This window comes from Stenotrophomonas maltophilia group sp. msm1, from assembly GCF_032025805.1.
Classification (GTDB): domain Bacteria; phylum Pseudomonadota; class Gammaproteobacteria; order Xanthomonadales; family Xanthomonadaceae; genus Stenotrophomonas; species Stenotrophomonas hibiscicola.
This window is the reverse complement of sequence record NZ_JAVSKH010000002.1, coordinates 716939-733748: the sequence shown is the minus strand read 5'-3', so window position 1 is coordinate 733748 and position 16810 is coordinate 716939. Positions and strand designations below refer to the sequence as shown.

Sequence of the window (16810 nt, the reverse complement as noted above, 5' to 3'; positions counted from 1 at the left end):
TTGCGGCAGTCTGTCCGCCATGAAGAAACTCTCTGCACTGGTTGTGCTGCTGGTCCTGGCCCTGGCGGCCTGGTGGTTCGGCGGCCCCTACCTGACCGTCAATGGCCTTTCCAAGGCCATCGAGCAGCGCGACACCGCGCGCCTGGAACGCTACGTCGATTTCCCGCGCGTGCGCAGCAGCCTGCGCGCGCAGCTCAATGACTACCTGGTGCGCCAGGCCGGCCCGGACGTGGCGGCCAGTCCCTTCGGTGCCCTGCTGTACGGGCTGGGCGACCAGCTGGGCGGTGCCGCGGTGGACACCATGGTGACCCCCACCGGGATCGGCGCGATGCTGCAGGGCCACGTGCTGTGGAAGCGCGGCCGCAATGAACTGCAGGGCGGCGATGCCTTCGGCCCGACCGAACCGGCGCGACCGTTGAAGAATGCCGAACACCATTTCGAAGCGCTGGACCGCTTCGTGATCGATGTCGATCGCGGTCCGGGCCAGCCGCCGATGAAGGTGGTACTGGAGCCGCAGGGGCTGCGCTGGAAGGTAGTGGATCTGCAGCTGGGGATGTCGGTCGCGCATTGACCGGTAACGGCAGTGCCAACCAACGGTTGGCACCCACCCGGCATGGTTTCACCCCTCGTTGGCGACGCCGTGCGGTACGTGGCCGGCAGCCACATGCTCGCGGGCGCTGTCGATGTTGTGCTGCGAATCGTCGAAGAAGATGTCGGCGCCGAACGCCTGCAGGAACGGCCCCTTGTGCCGGCCGCCGAGGAACAGCGCTTCGTCCAGGCGCACGCCCCACTCGCGCAGGGTGCGGATCACCCGCTCATGGGCCGGCGCCGAACGCGCAGTCACCAGTGCGGTACGGATCGGCGCGCTCTCGCCGGCAGGGAATACTTCCTGCAGCGTGTGCAGCGCTGACAGGAAGCCACGGAACGGACCGCCGCTGAGCGGCTCGCGGGCCCGTTCGCGCTCATGGCGGCCAAAGGCTTCCACGCCCTGCTCGCGCGAAATGCGTTCACTCTCGTCACCAAAGATCACCGCGTCACCGTCAAAGGCGATGCGCAGCTGCCCGGCAGGGCGACCGATGTCGATCTGGTCGGCCGCTGCGGCTGCGGTCTCGCCAGGCGGCTTGGGCAGGATGGTCGCCGCCGCGATGCCATGGCGCAGCGCGCTGCGCACCGATTCGGGGTTGGCCGACAGGAACAGGTCGGTGCCGAACGGCTTCACGTAGGGCCAGGTCGGCTCGCCGGCGGTGAACGTCGCGCGGATGATGCCCAGGCCATAGTGCTGGATCGAATTGAAGATGCGCAGGCCGGTGTCGGCCGAATTGCGCGACAGCAGGATCACCTCGACCCGCGGGTCCTCCGGGCTGGCGCCCTGGTTCAGGGCCAACAGCTTGCGCACTACCGGAAAGGCCACGCCAGGTCCGAGGATGTCGTCCTCATGCTGGCGCTGGAATTCTGCATAGGCCGCCACGCCATCGCTCTCGAACAGCGCATGGCTTTCCTCGAGGTCGAACAGCGCGCGCGAGGTGACCGCGACGGTCAGCAAACGGGGGGAGTTGTCGCCCATCGGTGGGGGTCCTTCAAGCGGTCGGCAGGGCCGGCCGCCCATTGTCCTCAAAAAACGAACTGTTCGCTCAGGATCCGGTCTTCCAGGTTGTGTTCCGGGTCGAACAGCAGGGTCACGCGCCGGTCCCTGGACTCGCGGATGGTCACCTCCACTACGTCGCGGGTCTCGTGCGAGTCAGCGGTGACGCTGACCGGACGCTTGTAGGGATCGAGCACGCGGAAGCGCACTTCGGTATCGGCCTTGAGGATCGCCCCGCGCCAGCGTCGCGGCCGATATGGGGCCAGCGGCGTCAGCGCGATGGTATGCGACCCCAGCGGCAACACCGGGCCGTGCGCGGAATAATTGTAGGCGGTGCTGCCGGCCGGGGTGGCGACCAGCACACCGTCACCGATCAGTTCGGCCACACGCTCCTGGCCGTTCAGGTCGATGCCGATATGCGCAGCCTGCCGGGTCTGGCGCAGCAGTGAAACATCGTTGTAGGCCAGCGACCCGGTACTGGTGCCCGATTCGGTCAGCGCCACCATCTCCAACGGGCGCAGGTTGGCCGGTTCGGCACGGGCGATGCGCGCCTGCACGTCATCGTCGCCGCGGTACTGGTTCATCAGGAAGCCCACGGTGCCCAGCTTCATGCCGAACACCGGCTTGCCCAGGTGCCCGTGCCGGTGCAGGGTCTGCAGCATGAAACCGTCGCCCCCCAGCGGGCAAAGCACGTCGGCCTGCTCAGGCGCGTGATCGCCATAACGCGAGATCATGGCCGCGCGCGCCATCTGCGCCGGTTCGGTGTTGCTGGCCAGGAAAGCGATGCGGGGGGTGTCGCTCATCGGTGGATCCGGGTGGGTGTGCCAGCAAGAGCATACCCGGTAGTGCCGGCCGCTGGCCGGCAGCTTCAGCCGATAACGGTTCATGCAGTTGCCGGCCAGCGGCCGGCACTACCAAGGCAATGCAGAACGGCCCCGCTTTCGCGGGGCCGCTCCTTTTCTCCACGCAGGCCGGGCATGGCCCGGCGCTACGTCACTTACGCGCCGTGGGCAGCAAGCTGGCCCAGGCGCTGCACCGCGACCGAGACGGTCGGGTAGTCCAGGGTCTTCTGCTCGGCCAGTTCGGCCAGCATCGCCAGGGTGAAGCGCAGGCTGTTGTCATCACGGCCCATCCAGGCAGCGACCTTGGCCTCGGCACTGTTGCCCTTGGTGCCCAGCACCTGCCCGGCCAGGTTGCGGTGGTTGGCTGCCAGTTCGTCACGCAGCACGCCACGTGCCACGGCGTGCCAACGGCCATTGACCTCCAGCGCATCGACCTGCTCGAACAGCCACGGCAGCTGCAGGGCATCGCCCAGGCGGAAGTGGACCTTGGACACGTCCACCGGCTTCAGCTTGCGGGTGCGGGCCAGTTCGATGATGTCGAACGCCGGTTCCAGGAAGTGCAGTTCGGCCAGCTGCTGTGCCAGTGCAGACGGCAGGCCCTTTTCCTTCCACTCGGCCACCAGGGCCTCGTAGGTCGGACGCTGCGAATCCGGCAGCACGCCCGAGGCAACGCGGATGTCGTTGAACGGTCCCTGGTAGCGGTTGACCGCTTCGGTGATGCCCGGCATCGCGCCCGGGCGCGACAGCAGCCAGCGCACGAACGAACGCTGCAGCTTCCAGATCACTTCCAGTGCGTCGATCTGCACCGACTCCGGCACCTTGCCGTCGAGGGCATCGATCTGCGCCCACAGCGCGCGTGCATCCAGCGTTTCACGGCTGATGGTGTACGCCTTGGCGACCTCGGCGATGGAACGACCGGTGTCTTCCTGCATGCGCATCAGGAAGGTGGCGCCCATGCGGTTGATGGTCTGGTTGGTCACGGCCGTGGCGATGATTTCGCGCTTCAGGCGGTGACGCTCCATCGCGTCGGCGTACTTCTTCTGCAGCGGGGTCGGGAAGTAGCGCTGCAGTTCCTTGGACAGGTACGGATCTTCCGGGATGTCCGAATCCAGCAGCTGGTTGAACGCCACCAGCTTGGAGTAGGACAGCAGCACCGACAGTTCCGGTCGGGTCAGGCCCTGGCCGCGCGCCTTGCGCTGGGACAGCTCGGCGTCGGACGGCAGGAACTCGATCTGGCGATCCAGCAGGCCCTGCTGTTCCAGGGTGCGGATGAAGTGCTGCTTGGAACCCAGGCGCTTGACCGCCATCCGCTCCATCAGGCTCAGCGCCTGGTTCTGGCGGTAGTTGTCGTTGAGCACCAGCTCGGCGACTTCATCGGTCATCGACGCCAGCAGCTTGTTGCGCTGCTCGACGGTCAGCTTCTTGGCCCGCACCACATCGTTGAGCAGGATCTTGATGTTGACTTCATGGTCGGAGGTGTCGACACCGGCCGAGTTGTCGATGAAGTCGGTGTTGAGCAGCACGCCAGCCTGGGCAGCTTCGATGCGGCCCAGCTGGGTCATGCCCAGGTTGCCGCCCTCGCCCACCACCTTGCAGCGCAGCTCGCCACCGTTCACGCGCAGCGCGTTGTTGGCACGGTCGCCGACGTCGCTGTGCTGTTCGCTGGCGGCCTTGACGTAGGTACCGATGCCACCGTTCCACAGCAGGTCGACCGGTGCCTTCAGGATCGCACTCATCAGATCATTCGGCGACAGCGCCTTGACGTTCTCGTCCAGGCCCAGCGCCTCACGCACCTGCGGGGTGATCTCGATCGACTTCAGGCTGCGCGGGTACACGCCGCCGCCCTTGCTGATCAGCTTGGTGTCGTAGTCCGCCCAGCTCGAACGCGGCAGGGTGAACAGGCGCTCACGCTCGATGAACGACGTGGCCGCATCCGGATTCGGGTCCAGGAAGATGTGGCGGTGGTCGAACGCAGCGACCAGGCGGATGTGGCGCGACAGCAGCATGCCGTTGCCGAACACGTCGCCGGACATGTCGCCGACGCCGACCGCAGTGAAGTCCTGGCTCTGGCTGTCACGGCCCAGCGCACGGAAGTGGCGCTTGACCGATTCCCACGCACCGCGCGCGGTGATGCCCATGCCCTTGTGGTCGTAGCCGACCGAACCACCGGAGGCGAACGCATCGCCCATCCAGAAGCCGTGCGCGACGGCCAGGCCGTTGGCGATGTCGGAGAAGGTCGCGGTGCCCTTGTCGGCGGCCACCACCAGGTACGGATCGTCCATGTCGTGGCGCACGACATCCACCGGCGGCACGATCTTGTTGTTGACGATGTTGTCGGTGATGTCCAGCAGGCCCTGGATGAACAGCTTGTAGCAGGCCACGCCGTTGGCGAAGATCGCATCGCGGTCGCCGTTCACCGGCGGGGTCTTGGCGAAGAAGCCACCCTTCGCGCCGACCGGCACGATGACGGTGTTCTTGACCATCTGTGCCTTGACCAGGCCCAGCACTTCGGTACGGAAGTCTTCGCGACGATCCGACCAGCGCAGGCCGCCACGCGCAACCGCACCGAAGCGCAGGTGGGTACCTTCCACGCGCGGGCCGTACACGAAGATCTCGCGGTACGGGCGCGGCTTCGGCAGGTCCGGCACCAGCGCCGAATCGAACTTGAAGCTGATGACATGGCCGTGCTGGCCGTTGGCATCGGTCTGGTAGTAGCTGGTGCGCAGGGTCGCGTCGATCACGCCCATGAACGAGCGCAGGATGCGGTCCTCGTCCAGGCTGGACACGCGGTCCATCAGCTTCAGCAGCGCATCGCGCGCGGCCTGCATCTGCGCGTCACGGTCGCCCTTGCGGGCGTCGACCACGGTCTTGAGCACCTTCAGGGTGGCCTCGTCGCCAGCAGCCAGCACATCGAAGTGGGCCTTCAGCTGGGCCTGGCCGGCGGCGATGTCGTCCTTGCTCTCGTGGCCGGTGGCCGGATCGAAGCGGGCTTCGAACAGCTCGACCAGCAGACGGGCCAGCAGCGGGTAGCGCGCGAACGTGCCTTCCACGTAGGCCTGCGAGAACGGCACGCCGGTCTGCAGCAGGTACTTGCAGTAGCCACGCAGCATGGCGACCTGGCGCCAGTGCAGGCCGGCCGCCAGCACCAGGCGGTTGAAGCCATCGTTCTCGGCATCGCCGTGCCAGACGCGGGCGAAGGTCTCGCCGAAGGCTTCATCGACACTGGCGGCATCGATCGCGCCAGCGGTGGACTCGACCTCGAAGTCCTGCACGTATACCGGGGCGTTGTCGACCGACAGGCGGTACGGACGCTCGGCGATCACGCGCAGGCCCATGTTTTCCATCATCGGCAGCGCGTCCGACAGCGGGATGTCGTCCAGCTGGCGATACAGCTTCAGGCGCAGACCATCACCGCTTTCGCGCGGCACGGCCTGCAGGCTCAGGCGCAGGTCGTCCGGGCCGGTCAGCGCGTCGAGCTGGCTGACATCGTTGGCCGCAACAGCCGTGCTGTTGTCTTCGATGTAACCGGCCGGCAGCGCCTTGCCGATGCGGGCGGCGATGCGCAAGCCTTCGGTCTCGCCATGGCGGGCCACCAGCGCCTCGCGCAGGTCGTCCTGCCAGTTGCGCAGGACCTGGGCCAGCTTCTGCTCCAGTTCGGCGGTATCGACGTCGAGCATTTCACCCGGCTTCGGGCGCACGATCAGGTGCACCTGGGCCAGCGGCGATTCGCCCAGCACCACCGAGCTGTCGACGAACTCGCCGTGCAGCGCGTCCTTCAGCATCGCTTCGATGCGCAGGCGCACGTCGGTGTTGAAGCGCTCGCGCGGCAGGTACACCAGCGCGGAGATGAAACGGCTGTACTTGTCGCGGCGCAGGAACAGGCGGCTGCGCACGCGTTCCTGCAGGCCCAGCACGCCCATCGCGGTGCGGAACAGTTCGTCCTCGCTGGACTGGAACAGTTCTTCGCGCGGCAGGGTTTCCAGGATATGGCGCAGGGCCTTGCCACTGTGGCTGGCCGGGGCCAGGCCGGACTGCTTCATCACGTGCTCGTGGCGCTGGCGCACCAGCGGGATTTCCCACGGGCGACGGTTGTAGGCGCTGGAGGTGAACAGGCCGAGGAAACGCTGCTCGCCGATGATCTTGCCCTTGGCGTCAAACTCCAGCACGCCGATGTAGTCCATGTAACCGGCGCGGTGCACGCGCGAACGGGCATTGGTCTTGGTCAGGATCAGCGCGTCCTTCAAACCGGACGTGGTGTTCAGGCCCTGCGCGGCCAGGGTCTTGACCGGACGGGCGGCGGACTTGTCCTTGCCGCGCATCAGGCCCAGGCCGGTGTCGTTCAGCGGCGCCAGCACCTCTTCCTTGCCCTGCTTCTCGACGCGGTACTCGCGGTAGCCGAAGAAGGTGAAGTGGTTGTCAGCGGCCCAGCGCAGGAACTCCTGTGCTTCCTTGCGCGACGCGTCGTCGACCGGCAGCTGGCGGCTGCCCAGGTCGTCGGCCAGTGCCAGCGCCTTGTCCTTCATCGGCTGCCAGTCGCGCACGATCGCACGCACTTCATCCAGCGCCTTGTTGATGGCCTGTTCGATGGCGGCCATGGCGTCGGCCGGTTGGCGGTCGATCTCCAGCAGCATCACCGACTCGGCATCACCCTCGCCGACCTTGACCAGCTTGCCGGCCTTGTCGCGGGTGAAGCGCAGCACCGGGTGGCCCAGCACGTGGACACCCACGCCCTGCTCGGCCAGCGACATGGTGACGGTGTCGACCAGGAACGGCATGTCGTCGTTGACGATCTGCAGCACGGTATGCGGCGATTCCCAACCGTTGGCCTTCGCGGTCGGATTGAACACGCGGACGTTGGCCTTGCCAGCCTTGCGGGCACGGGCGAATTCCAGCGTCTCAGCCGCGAGAGCGGCCCACTCTTCAGCGCTGTGGTGCGGGAACTCGTCCGCCTCCATACGCTTGTAGAAGTCAGTGGCAAAGGCCACTGCTTCGGCCTGTGCGGCCGCGGGGTAGCGCTTGCGCAAGGCCGTGTACACCGGCTCCAGGGAGAAACCAGCGGTCACTGCGACCTCCGCTTCTGCTGGTTTGGTCTTGTTTTTCACGGTCTTGGCTGCGGTTTTTTGCGGTTTCATGGCAGAGCGATGCGCTTGCTCAGTTGGGAAAATGAAATTGTAGCCCTACCGCGGGAAAAGGCCTTGCTGCAGGACGGAATAAGCAGATTCGGGTTTGCTGCGGTTTAGACGCCTATTCAGTTCGCGCCGGTAGGGTGATGGCGCCCGGTTCGGCTCTGGCGACAGGATCGGCAAAGCGTGTTACCGGAAGACACACGCGGCAACGCCGTTTCGATTCCACAATCCTGAACTGGACGGTATAGTCCACCGCGTGAATCCGGCCTACCTCCCCGTTGCCCTCGACGCACGCGATGAGCGCGTGTTCGAAGCCGTACGCCAGCTGTTGGCCCAGCAGGGCATGCAGATGAGCATGGACGCAGTGGCCCAGCATGCGGGCTGCTCCAAGCAGACCCTGTACTCGCGCTACGGCAGCAAGCAGGAGCTGCTGCGCCGGGTGATGCAGCGCCATGTCGGCCACGCCACCGGCGCCATGGTCCGTGCACTCCGCACTGACGACCTGCGTGCCAGCCTGCTCCAGTTCGCCATTGACTTCCTGGAGCACTTCAACCAACCGCACGTGGGCCAGGCCTGCCGGCTGATTGCCGCCGATGCGGCCCAGTTTCCCGAAGAGGCGCGTACGCTGTACCGGCACGGTGCCGGCGCGCTGACGCTTCATCTTGCTGAATGGATTGAAACCGTTTGCATGCGTGGCCAGCTCCGGCATGACGACCCGCACTTCATGGCCGAACTGCTGCTGAGCATGATTGCCGGTCAGGATTTCGACAAACAGCGTTTCCATACCCCCCACCGTGATGACGCACTGCTGCGTCGGCGTTGGGCAGAGTTCTCCGTCGACAGCTTCCTGCGCGCCTTCGCGCCACAGCCGTCGGCGGCCCCGTCTACAAACCAACCCCGGAGTTCCTCCTGATGACCGCCCCACTCCGCACCCTTGCCTTGACGTGCGCCGTTGCTGTCGCGCTGGCTGCCTGCAAGAAGCCGGAACAGCAGACGCCCCCGCCGCCGGAGGTGGGCGTGATCGACGCCAAGCCGCAGACCCTGCCGCTGCAGCGTGAGCTGGTCGGCCGCCTGTCGCCGTTCCGCAGTGCCGACGTGCGCGCGCGGGTGCCGGGCGTGCTGCTCAAGCGCGTCTACCAGGAAGGCTCGCAGGTCAAGCAGGGCCAGACCCTGTTCCTGATCGACCCGGCGCCGCTGCGTGCCTCGCTCAATGCGTCTGAAGCGCAGCTGGCCTCGGCCCGCGCGACCTACGCCAACGCCAAGGTGGCCGCCGACCGTGCACGCTCGCTGGCGCCGCAGCAGTTCGTCTCCAAGTCCGACCTGGACAACGCCGAGTCGGCCGAGCGCACCGCGCTGGCCGCGGTCAAGCAGGCCGAAGCCGCCGTGACCTCCTCGCGGATCAACCTGGGTTACGCCGAAGTGACCGCGCCGATCAGTGGCGTGGCCAACAAGCAGCAGGTCACCGAGGGCGCGCTGGTCGGCCAGGGCGATGTGACCCTGCTGACCACCGTCGATCAGCTCGACCCGCTGTACGTGAACTTCTCGCTGAGCGTGGACGAACTGACCCAGCTGCGCGCGCAGCAGGCCAAGGGCGCGCTGGCGCTGTCCGGCGACGGCAAGGCGACGGTGGCAGTGAAGCTGGCCGATGGCAGCACCTACAGCGAGCCGGGCACGCTGGACTTCTCCTCCACTACGGTCGACCCGGCCACCGGTGCAGTGTCATTGCGCGCTGTGCTGCCGAACCCGCAGCAGATCCTGCTGCCAGGCGCCTTCGTCAGCTTCCAGGCCAACCTGGGCGAGCGCAACAACGCCTACCTGGTACCGCAGCAGGCCCTGCTGCGCGATACCACCGGCGGCTACGTGATGGTGGTCGGCGCCGACGGCAAGGTCGTGCGCAAGAACGTGAAGACCGATGGCGCGCAGAACGGCAACTGGCTGGTCAGCGACGGCCTGGCCGCCGGTGACAAGGTGATCGTGGCCGGCGTGCAGAAGGTCAAGGAAGGTGCACCGGCCGTGGCCAAGCCGTGGACCCCGGGGCAAGACGCCAACGGCAAGCCTGCCGCAGGCGGCGCCGCTCCGGCGGGCGCGGCACCGGCCGCAGGCAAGGCACCGGCCGACGCTGCCAAGCCCGAGCAGGCCGATACGGCCAAGCCGGCCGCCACCGATTCGAACAAGCAGTAACGGGAACCTTCCGTCATGCCTAAATTTTTCATCGAACATCCAGTCTTCGCCTGGGTGGTTGCGATCCTGATCTCGCTCAGCGGCGTGATCGCGATCCTCAACCTGGGCGTGGAGTCCTATCCCAACATCGCCCCGCCGCAGGTCACCGTCTCGGCGACCTACCCGGGTGCCAGTGCCGACACCACGGAAAAATCGGTCACCCAGGTGATCGAGCAGCAGCTGACCGGTATCGATCACCTGCTGTACTTCAGTTCCTCGTCCGCGTCCAACGGCCGTGCGCAGATCACCCTGACCTTCGAGACCGGTACCGATCCGGACATCGCTCAGGTGCAGGTGCAGAACAAGGTCTCGCTGGCCACGCCACGCCTGCCCTCGGAAGTGACCCAGCAGGGCGTGGTGGTGGCCAAGGCCAACGCCGGCTTCCTGATGGTGGTGGCGCTGCAGTCCGATACTCCGACCATCAACCGTGACGCCCTGAACGACATCGTCGGTTCGCGCGTGCTCGACCAGGTCTCGCGCATCCCCGGCGTCGGCAGCACCCAGCAGTTCGGTTCCGAGTACGCCATGAACATCTGGTTGAACCCGGAGAAGATGCAGGGCTATGGCCTGTCGGCCAGCCAGGTACTGGCCGCGGTACGTGCGCAGAACGTGCAGTTCGCCGCCGGTGCGCTGGGTTCGGACCCGTCGCCGGAAGGCCAGCACTTCACCGCCACGGTCTCGGCCGAAGGCCGCTTCAGCTCGCCGCAGGAATTCGAGAACATCATCCTGCGCGCCAACGCTGACGGTTCGCGCGTGCTGCTGAAGGACATCGCCCGCGTCGCCTTCGGTGCCAACAACTACGGCTTCGACACCCAGTACAACGGCAAGCCGACCGGCGCCTTCGCCATCCAGCTTCTGCCGGGCGCCAATGCCCTGAACGTGGCCGAAGCGGTGCGCGCCAAGATGGACGAGCTGCAGCCCAGCTTCCCGTCCGGGGTGACCTGGTTCTCGCCGTACGACAGCACCACGTTCGTCAAGATCTCGATCCAGGAAGTGGTCAAGACCCTGTTTGAAGCGGTCTTGCTGGTGTTCCTGGTGATGCTGATCTTCCTGCAGAACTTCCGCGCCACCCTGATCCCGACCCTGGTGATCCCGGTCGCCCTGCTCGGTACCTTCCTGGGCATGTGGATGATCGGCTTCACCATCAACCAGCTGACGCTGTTTGCGATGGTGCTGGCGATCGGCATCGTGGTCGACGACGCGATCGTGGTGATCGAGAACGTCGAACGCATCATGACCGAGGAGGGCCTGGCGCCCAAGCCTGCCACGCAGAAAGCGATGACCCAGATCACCGGTGCGGTGGTGGCGATCACCGTCGTGCTGGCCGCGGTGTTCATCCCCTCCGCCCTGCAGGGCGGTGCCGCCGGTGAGATCTACAAGCAGTTCGCGCTGACCATCGCCATCTCGATGGCATTCTCGGCGTTCCTGGCCCTGGGCTTCACGCCGGCGCTGTGCGCGACCTTCCTCAAGCCGACGCACAACGACAACCCGAACATCGTCTACCGCACCTTCAACAAGTACTACGACAAGATCAGCCACACCTATGTGGGCCACATCACCTCTGCGGTGCGCCATGCGCCGCGCTGGATGATCCTGTTCGTGGTGCTGACCGCGCTGTGCGGCTTCCTGTTCACCCGCATGCCGGGCAGCTTCCTGCCGGAAGAAGACCAGGGCTATGCGCTGGCGATCGTGCAGCTGCCGCCGGGCTCGACCAAGGGCCAGACCAACGAAGTGTTCGCGCAGATGCGTGGCATCCTGGAAAAGCAGGATGGCTATGAAGGCATGCTGCAGGTGGCCGGCTTCAGCTTCGTCGGTTCCGGCGAGAACGTGGGCATGGGCTTCATCCGCCTGAAGCCGTGGGAGGAACGCAAGTTCACCGCGCCCGAGTTCATCCAGAACATGAACGGCGCGTTCTACGGCATCAAGGAAGCGCAGATCTTCGTGGTCAACCTGCCCACCGTGCAGGGCCTGGGCCAGTTCGGTGGCTTTGACATGTGGCTGCAGGACCGTAGCGGTGCCGGCTACGAACAGTTGACCCAGGCCCGCAACATCCTGCTCGGCCAGGCCGCGCAGAAGCCGGACCACCTGGTTGGCGTGCGCCCCAACGGTCTGGAAAACGCGCCGCAACTGCAGCTGCACGTGGACCGCGTGCAGGCGCAGTCGATGGGCATGTCGGTGTCGGACGTGTACAGCACCATCCAGCTGATGCTGGCCCCGGTGTACGTCAACGACTTCTTCTACGAAGGCCGCATCAAGCGCGTGACCATGCAGGCCGATGGTCCGTACCGCACTGGCCAGGAATCGCTGAAGAGCTTCTACAGCCCGTCCAGCCTGACCCAGAACGCCGATGGCACCAACGCGATGATCCCGTTGAACACGGTGGTCAAGTCCGAATGGGTGTCGGCGCCGCCGTCGCTGAGCCGCTACAACGGCTATTCGGCGATCAACATCGTCGGTTCGCAGGCACCGGGTACCAGCTCGGGTGAGGCGATGCAGACCATGGAAGGCATCGTCAACGACGACCTGCCGGCCGGCTTCGGCTACGACTGGTCGGGCATGTCCTACCAGGAAATCCTGGCCGGCAACGCGGCGACCCTGCTGCTGGTGCTGTCGATCGTGGTGGTGTTCCTGTGCCTGGCCGCCCTGTATGAAAGCTGGTCGATCCCGGTGGCGGTGCTGCTGGTCGTGCCGCTGGGCGTGCTGGGTGCCCTCGGCCTGTCGATGCTGCGCGGCCTGCCCAACGATCTGTTCTTCAAGATCGGCCTGATCACCGTGATCGGCCTGGCGGCGAAGAACGCGATCCTGATCGTGGAGTTTGCGGTGGAGCAGCGCGCAGCAGGCAAGAACCTGCGTGATGCCACCATCGAAGCGGCCCGCCTGCGTTTCCGCCCGATCCTGATGACCTCGTTCGCGTTCATCATGGGCGTGATCCCGATGGCGATCTCCACCGGCGCCGGCGCCAACTCCCGCCACGCCATCGGCACCGGCGTGATCGGCGGCATGCTGTTCGCCACCCTGCTCGGCCTGCTGATGATCCCGGTGTTCTTCGTGGTCGTGCGCCGCATGCTGGGCGACAAGCTGGATGAACCGTCGAAGGAGTTCATGGAGCGCCAGCGCGACGCAGAGTCCGCCCACCGCCCGGATCGTTGATCCGGCGGTGCGCTGAAACGAAAAGGCCCCGGAGCGATCCGGGGCCTTTTTTGTTGCCGCTTCTGCATCCATGCCAACCTCGGTTGGCGCTGTTCGGGCAACGTCTCAGCGCAGCAGCGCCACCACCACGCACACCGCCACAACCGCCATCGCAGGCCATTGCATCGGCAGGAAGAAGAAGTGATGCGGAGCATGCAGGCCATGTGCACGCGGCTTTCGATTGAGCACAAAACCCAGCACCGTATTGATTGCCGAGCCAAGGCCGAACGCCAGCAGGACCTGGCCGAGTGAAGTATTGCCGCGACCCACCACTGGATCCGGGAACAGGATGAGGATGAGCAGCACGGCAGCGATCGGTGTGAGCAGGATCAGCAGCCCCGCGCCTCGATAGATGAGCATGTGGTGGTGTCCATGAACGGCGGAGCATTCTGCGCTCATCGAGCCGGAATGCCAATGGATCGCTGACACATCGACTGCACGGAGACCGGTCGCATACGGCCTGTATTGAGAAGCCTCGACCGCTGCGCCGGAAGGCATCACCCGACACCGAAGCGCTCAAGGCGTCTACCGTGTTCGCAGAAAGCCACCCACCCCGGATTCATGGGCACACAGAAATGCGGCACGCCCGGATCGCTGCTATCCAGATGTCTCGACGGCAATCGATCCGAAGCCCTCCAGGAGACTGATCATGGAAAGAGCACCACTACGATTCTTCAGCTGCCCTGCCCTGCTGTTTGGCGCGCTCTTCGCGGCCAGCAGCATCCAGGACAGCCACGCGGCAGGCGTCCTCGTCTGCGACAACTGTCGTGACCCGCGCGCATTGGCGCTTTCCTCGGGTACGGGGCCGACCATCGTCGCCGACCTCCAGCAGCGCCGGATCCATGGTTTCGATGTGGAATACGATCGCGAGCTACGGCGCTATCGCGCAACAAGGGCGCAGATTCCCGGGCCAATCAACGCATCCTTCAATCGGATCATGGGCATGCTCGACAACAACGTGCCAACCGTACAGTTCGCGCCGCGGCAGCGGGCCGGAAGAGGAGTCCAGTACGAGGTTCATCCTGATGACCCGCAATACGCCAACGGCATAAGCTTCCCGGAAGAGCACAAGAACCTCAACGCCTACGATGTCGTTCAGATGGCCACTGAGCGATCAAGGCTGGAAGCTGACATCGGCAAGGCCTTCACGGGGGCGACAACATCGTCGGCCGCCTGGAACGGCATGGCAACATTCCTTTCCTCGATCGGCCTGAGCTTCGTCAGCAAGACCGTCGGCATTGACAGCGCCATCTATCGGATCACATGGCGCGATGGTTCAAAAACCACGCTGGTCATCACGCCTTCTGCGGTTGATCAAGCCCGCTATGTGCAAGGTGAAAGCCGTGACGCCAAGGGCAACAAGATTCCGGATGGTGCGGCAACCGATCCAGAGATGGCCCGGCGCTTCATCGGCAACTATCGCTTTGACGATGCCGGCGAGCTCGAACGATGGGTTGACTCCGCCCGGCTCTACGGCGTGACCATGCATCCGGGAATGCCACGGGAATCCCTTCAGATCGTCTGTGAATGGAATGGAAAGGATATCGTTTGCCGGTTGCCACGTTGACAGCGCAGAGGAAACGGGGCGGCAATCGCCGCCCCGTCGTGTCCATCAGCGCAGCCCGGTCTCGTTGCGTGCGATCACCAGGCGCTGGATCTCCGAAGTACCTTCGTAGATCTCGGTGATCTTGGCATCACGGAAGTAGCGCTCCAGCGGCATTTCCTTGGAATACCCCATGCCGCCGTGGATCTGCACGGCCTGGTGGGTAATCCACATTGCCGCCTCAGAGGCGGTCAGCTTGGCAATGGCAGCCTCATTGCTGAAGCGCTTGCCCTGGTCCTTCACCCACGCCGCGCGCAGGGTCAGCAGCAGCGCGGCGTCCAGCTTGCACTTCATGTCGGCAATCTTGGCCTGGGTCATCTGGAAGGTACCGATGGCCGCACCGAATGCCTTGCGCTCCTTGACGTATTCAATCGTCGCTTCATAGGCGGCTCGGGCGATGCCGACGGCCTGCGAAGCGATGCCGATGCGACCGGCATCGAGCACGCTCATGGCGATCTTGAATCCCTCGCCTTCCTGGCCCAGCACGTCTTCGGCCTGCGCCACGTAGTCGTTGAACTCGATCTCGCAGGTGGCCGAGGCGCGGATGCCCAGCTTGGGCTCGGTCTTGCCACGACCGAAACCGGCCTTGTCGGTATCGATGATGAAGGCGGTGATGCCGCGCGCGGCCTTGTCCGGCTCGCTCATCGCGAACAGCACGATGTACTTGGCCACCGGACCGGAGGTGATCCAGCTCTTCTTGCCATTGATGACGAAGGTGCCGTCGGCCTGCTTCACCGCGCGGCAGCGCATGGCGGTGGCATCGGAACCGGACTGCGGCTCGGTCAGCGCGAACGCGCCGATGGCCGTGCCTTCGGCGATGGCACGTACGTAGGTCTGCTTCTGCTGCTCGGTACCGTGGGTCAGGATGCCGTTGCAGAACAGCGAATTGTTGACCGACATGATGGTCGAATGGGCTGCGTCGGCGGCGGCGACCTCCACCATCGCCAGCACGTACGCAACCGGGTCCATGCCCGCACCGCCGTATTCGGTCGGCACTTCAATGCCCATCAGGCCGTTCTCGCCCAGCAGGCGGATGTTGTCCAGCGGGAACTCGCCGGTGCGGTCATGATGCTCCGCACTGGGGGCGATCTTTTCCTGCGCGATGCGCCGCGCCACGTCCTGCAGCATCAACTGCTCTTCGGTAAAGCTGAAATCCACAACACCCTCCCGGGTACATGAAGTTATGGGCCGCATACGGCGCGCCCAGGTGCTCCGATTGTACCGGGGCCCGGCAGTTTCCGTACGCTGGCGACTTGACCGCGACAGCCCCTTCAGCGAATATATCTCTATATCGCGATAGGTAGATGTTTATGGATCTGGAAGACTGGTCGACCCGCCTGAAGGTGTTCGCCGATGCCACTCGCGTGCGCCTGCTGGCGCTGCTGGAGCAGGAGGAACTGACCGTGGCCGAACTGTCGGCGATCACCCGGCTGGCGCAGCCGCGCGTGTCCACCCACCTGGCACGCCTGAAGGAAGCCGGCCTGGTCCGCGACCGCCGTGCCGGCGTGTCGGCCTACTACCGCTTCGACGAGGCCCAGCTGGACCCGGCGCAGCGTGCATTGTGGCATGCCTTGAGCAACGGAAGCGATGACCCGCTGCTGCGCCAGGATGCCGAACGCGTCGCCGCCGTGCTGGCGCACCGCGCCTCGGACCAGAACTGGGCCGACAGCGTGGCCGGCGACATGGAACGCCACTACTCTCCGGGCCGTACCTGGGAGGCGCTGGCCCGCACCGCGCTGCCGCTGCTGGAGACCGGCGACGTGCTGGATATCGCCTCTGGTGATGGCGTGCTGGCCGAACTGGTAGCCCCACATGCCAAGCGCTACATCTGCATCGATACCAGCGCGCGCGTGGTTGCCGCCGCCAGCGAGCGCCTGCGGCGGCTGCCCAATGTGGAAGTGCGCGAGGGCGACATGCATGCACTGCCGTTCAAGGATGCCAGCTTCGATCTGGTCGTGCTGATGCACGCGCTGACCTACGCCAGCAAGCCGGCGCAGGCGGTGACCGAAGCCGCGCGCGTGCTGCGGCCCGGTGGCCGGCTGCTGCTGTGCAGCCTGGCGCGCCACGAGCACAAGGCCGCCGTGGAGGCCTATGGCCATGTCAACCTCGGCTTCAGCGACAAGGAGCTGCGCAGGTTCGTCGACAAGGCCGGCCTGCAGGTGTCCAGCCTGGAGACGGTCACCCGCGAGAAACGCCCGCCGCACTTTGAAGTGATTTCGCTGATCGCCAACAAGCCCTGAGCCCGAGA

Annotated in this window: 11 protein-coding genes; 6 read left to right on the top strand and 5 right to left on the bottom strand. The window is 65.5% G+C overall.

Annotated features, from left to right (window positions below; all coding sequences use genetic code 11):
* Positions 1-19: 19 nt before the first annotated feature.
* Positions 20-571, top strand: a complete 552-nt coding sequence (locus tag ROV95_RS11010) for a DUF2939 domain-containing protein (protein ID WP_058981293.1) — start codon at positions 20-22, stop codon at positions 569-571.
* Positions 572-619: 48 nt separating this feature from the next.
* Here ROV95_RS11010 and ROV95_RS11005 read toward each other — a convergent pair whose 3' ends face one another.
* The 3 genes from ROV95_RS11005 to ROV95_RS10995 form a co-directional block, all read right to left on the bottom strand.
* On the bottom strand, positions 620-1564 hold the full coding sequence (locus tag ROV95_RS11005) for a 5'-nucleotidase (RefSeq protein WP_021202725.1): 945 nt from the start codon (positions 1562-1564) through the stop codon (positions 620-622).
* 47 nt (positions 1565-1611) lie between these two features.
* Positions 1612-2385, bottom strand: coding sequence for an NAD kinase (locus tag ROV95_RS11000; RefSeq protein WP_021202724.1), 774 nt, complete (start codon positions 2383-2385; stop codon positions 1612-1614).
* A 194-nt stretch (positions 2386-2579) separates the two neighbouring features.
* Positions 2580-7556 carry an NAD-glutamate dehydrogenase domain-containing protein gene (locus ROV95_RS10995; RefSeq protein WP_021202723.1) on the bottom strand — a complete coding sequence of 1659 codons (4977 nt, stop codon included), beginning with the start codon at positions 7554-7556 and terminating at the stop codon, positions 2580-2582.
* A gap of 250 nt (positions 7557-7806) precedes the next feature.
* Here ROV95_RS10995 and ROV95_RS10990 point away from each other — a divergent pair, with 250 nt between their 5' ends.
* The 3 genes from ROV95_RS10990 to ROV95_RS10980 are packed head-to-tail and all read left to right on the top strand — an operon-like array spanning position 7807 to position 12920.
* A complete protein-coding gene (locus tag ROV95_RS10990; protein WP_019660385.1) occupies positions 7807-8463 on the top strand; it encodes a TetR/AcrR family transcriptional regulator in 657 nt (218 codons plus the stop codon).
* Positions 8463-9731, top strand: coding sequence for an efflux RND transporter periplasmic adaptor subunit (locus ROV95_RS10985; protein ID WP_134735630.1), 1269 nt, complete (start codon positions 8463-8465; stop codon positions 9729-9731). The genes ROV95_RS10990 and ROV95_RS10985 overlap by 1 nt, the downstream gene beginning before the upstream one ends.
* Before the next feature lie 15 nt (positions 9732-9746).
* Positions 9747-12920, top strand: coding sequence for a multidrug efflux RND transporter permease subunit (locus tag ROV95_RS10980; RefSeq protein ID WP_019660387.1), 3174 nt, complete (start codon positions 9747-9749; stop codon positions 12918-12920).
* 105 nt (positions 12921-13025) lie between these two features.
* Here the strand turns inward: ROV95_RS10980 and ROV95_RS10975 are convergent, their stop codons facing one another.
* Positions 13026-13457 (bottom strand): hypothetical protein, encoded by a 432-nt coding sequence (locus tag ROV95_RS10975; protein WP_229301555.1) that lies wholly within the window; start codon positions 13455-13457, stop codon positions 13026-13028.
* 151 nt (positions 13458-13608) lie between these two features.
* Between ROV95_RS10975 and ROV95_RS10970 the strand changes: the two genes are divergently transcribed.
* On the top strand, positions 13609-14526 hold the full coding sequence (locus ROV95_RS10970) for a hypothetical protein (protein WP_312544369.1): 918 nt from the start codon (positions 13609-13611) through the stop codon (positions 14524-14526).
* A 45-nt stretch (positions 14527-14571) separates the two neighbouring features.
* On the opposite strand, the gene ROV95_RS10965 is transcribed toward ROV95_RS10970, so the two are convergent.
* The gene (locus ROV95_RS10965; RefSeq protein WP_312544367.1) at positions 14572-15720 is read right to left on the bottom strand and encodes an acyl-CoA dehydrogenase family protein; all 1149 of its coding nucleotides are present in this window, start codon (positions 15718-15720) and stop codon (positions 14572-14574) included.
* A gap of 152 nt (positions 15721-15872) precedes the next feature.
* Between ROV95_RS10965 and ROV95_RS10960 the strand changes: the two genes are divergently transcribed.
* The gene (locus tag ROV95_RS10960) at positions 15873-16802 is read left to right on the top strand and encodes a metalloregulator ArsR/SmtB family transcription factor (protein ID WP_019660391.1); all 930 of its coding nucleotides are present in this window, start codon (positions 15873-15875) and stop codon (positions 16800-16802) included.
* The last annotated feature ends 8 nt before the right edge of the window (positions 16803-16810 follow it).

Excerpts from the sequence above, each read along its gene's own strand:
- ROV95_RS11010 (WP_058981293.1), top strand. The coding sequence starts at position 20 with ATGAAGAAACTCTCTGCACTGGTTGTGCTGCTGGTCCTGGCCCTGGCG.
- ROV95_RS11005 (WP_021202725.1), bottom strand. The coding sequence starts at position 1,564 with ATGGGCGACAACTCCCCCCGTTTGCTGACCGTCGCGGTCACCTCGCGC.
- ROV95_RS11000 (WP_021202724.1), bottom strand. The coding sequence starts at position 2,385 with ATGAGCGACACCCCCCGCATCGCTTTCCTGGCCAGCAACACCGAACCG.
- ROV95_RS10995 (WP_021202723.1), bottom strand. The coding sequence starts at position 7,556 with ATGAAACCGCAAAAAACCGCAGCCAAGACCGTGAAAAACAAGACCAAA.
- ROV95_RS10985 (WP_134735630.1), top strand. The coding sequence starts at position 8,463 with ATGACCGCCCCACTCCGCACCCTTGCCTTGACGTGCGCCGTTGCTGTC.
- ROV95_RS10980 (WP_019660387.1), top strand. The coding sequence starts at position 9,747 with ATGCCTAAATTTTTCATCGAACATCCAGTCTTCGCCTGGGTGGTTGCG.
- ROV95_RS10975 (WP_229301555.1), bottom strand. The coding sequence starts at position 13,457 with ATGCCTTCCGGCGCAGCGGTCGAGGCTTCTCAATACAGGCCGTATGCG.
- ROV95_RS10970 (WP_312544369.1), top strand. The coding sequence starts at position 13,609 with ATGGAAAGAGCACCACTACGATTCTTCAGCTGCCCTGCCCTGCTGTTT.
- ROV95_RS10960 (WP_019660391.1), top strand. The coding sequence starts at position 15,873 with ATGGATCTGGAAGACTGGTCGACCCGCCTGAAGGTGTTCGCCGATGCC.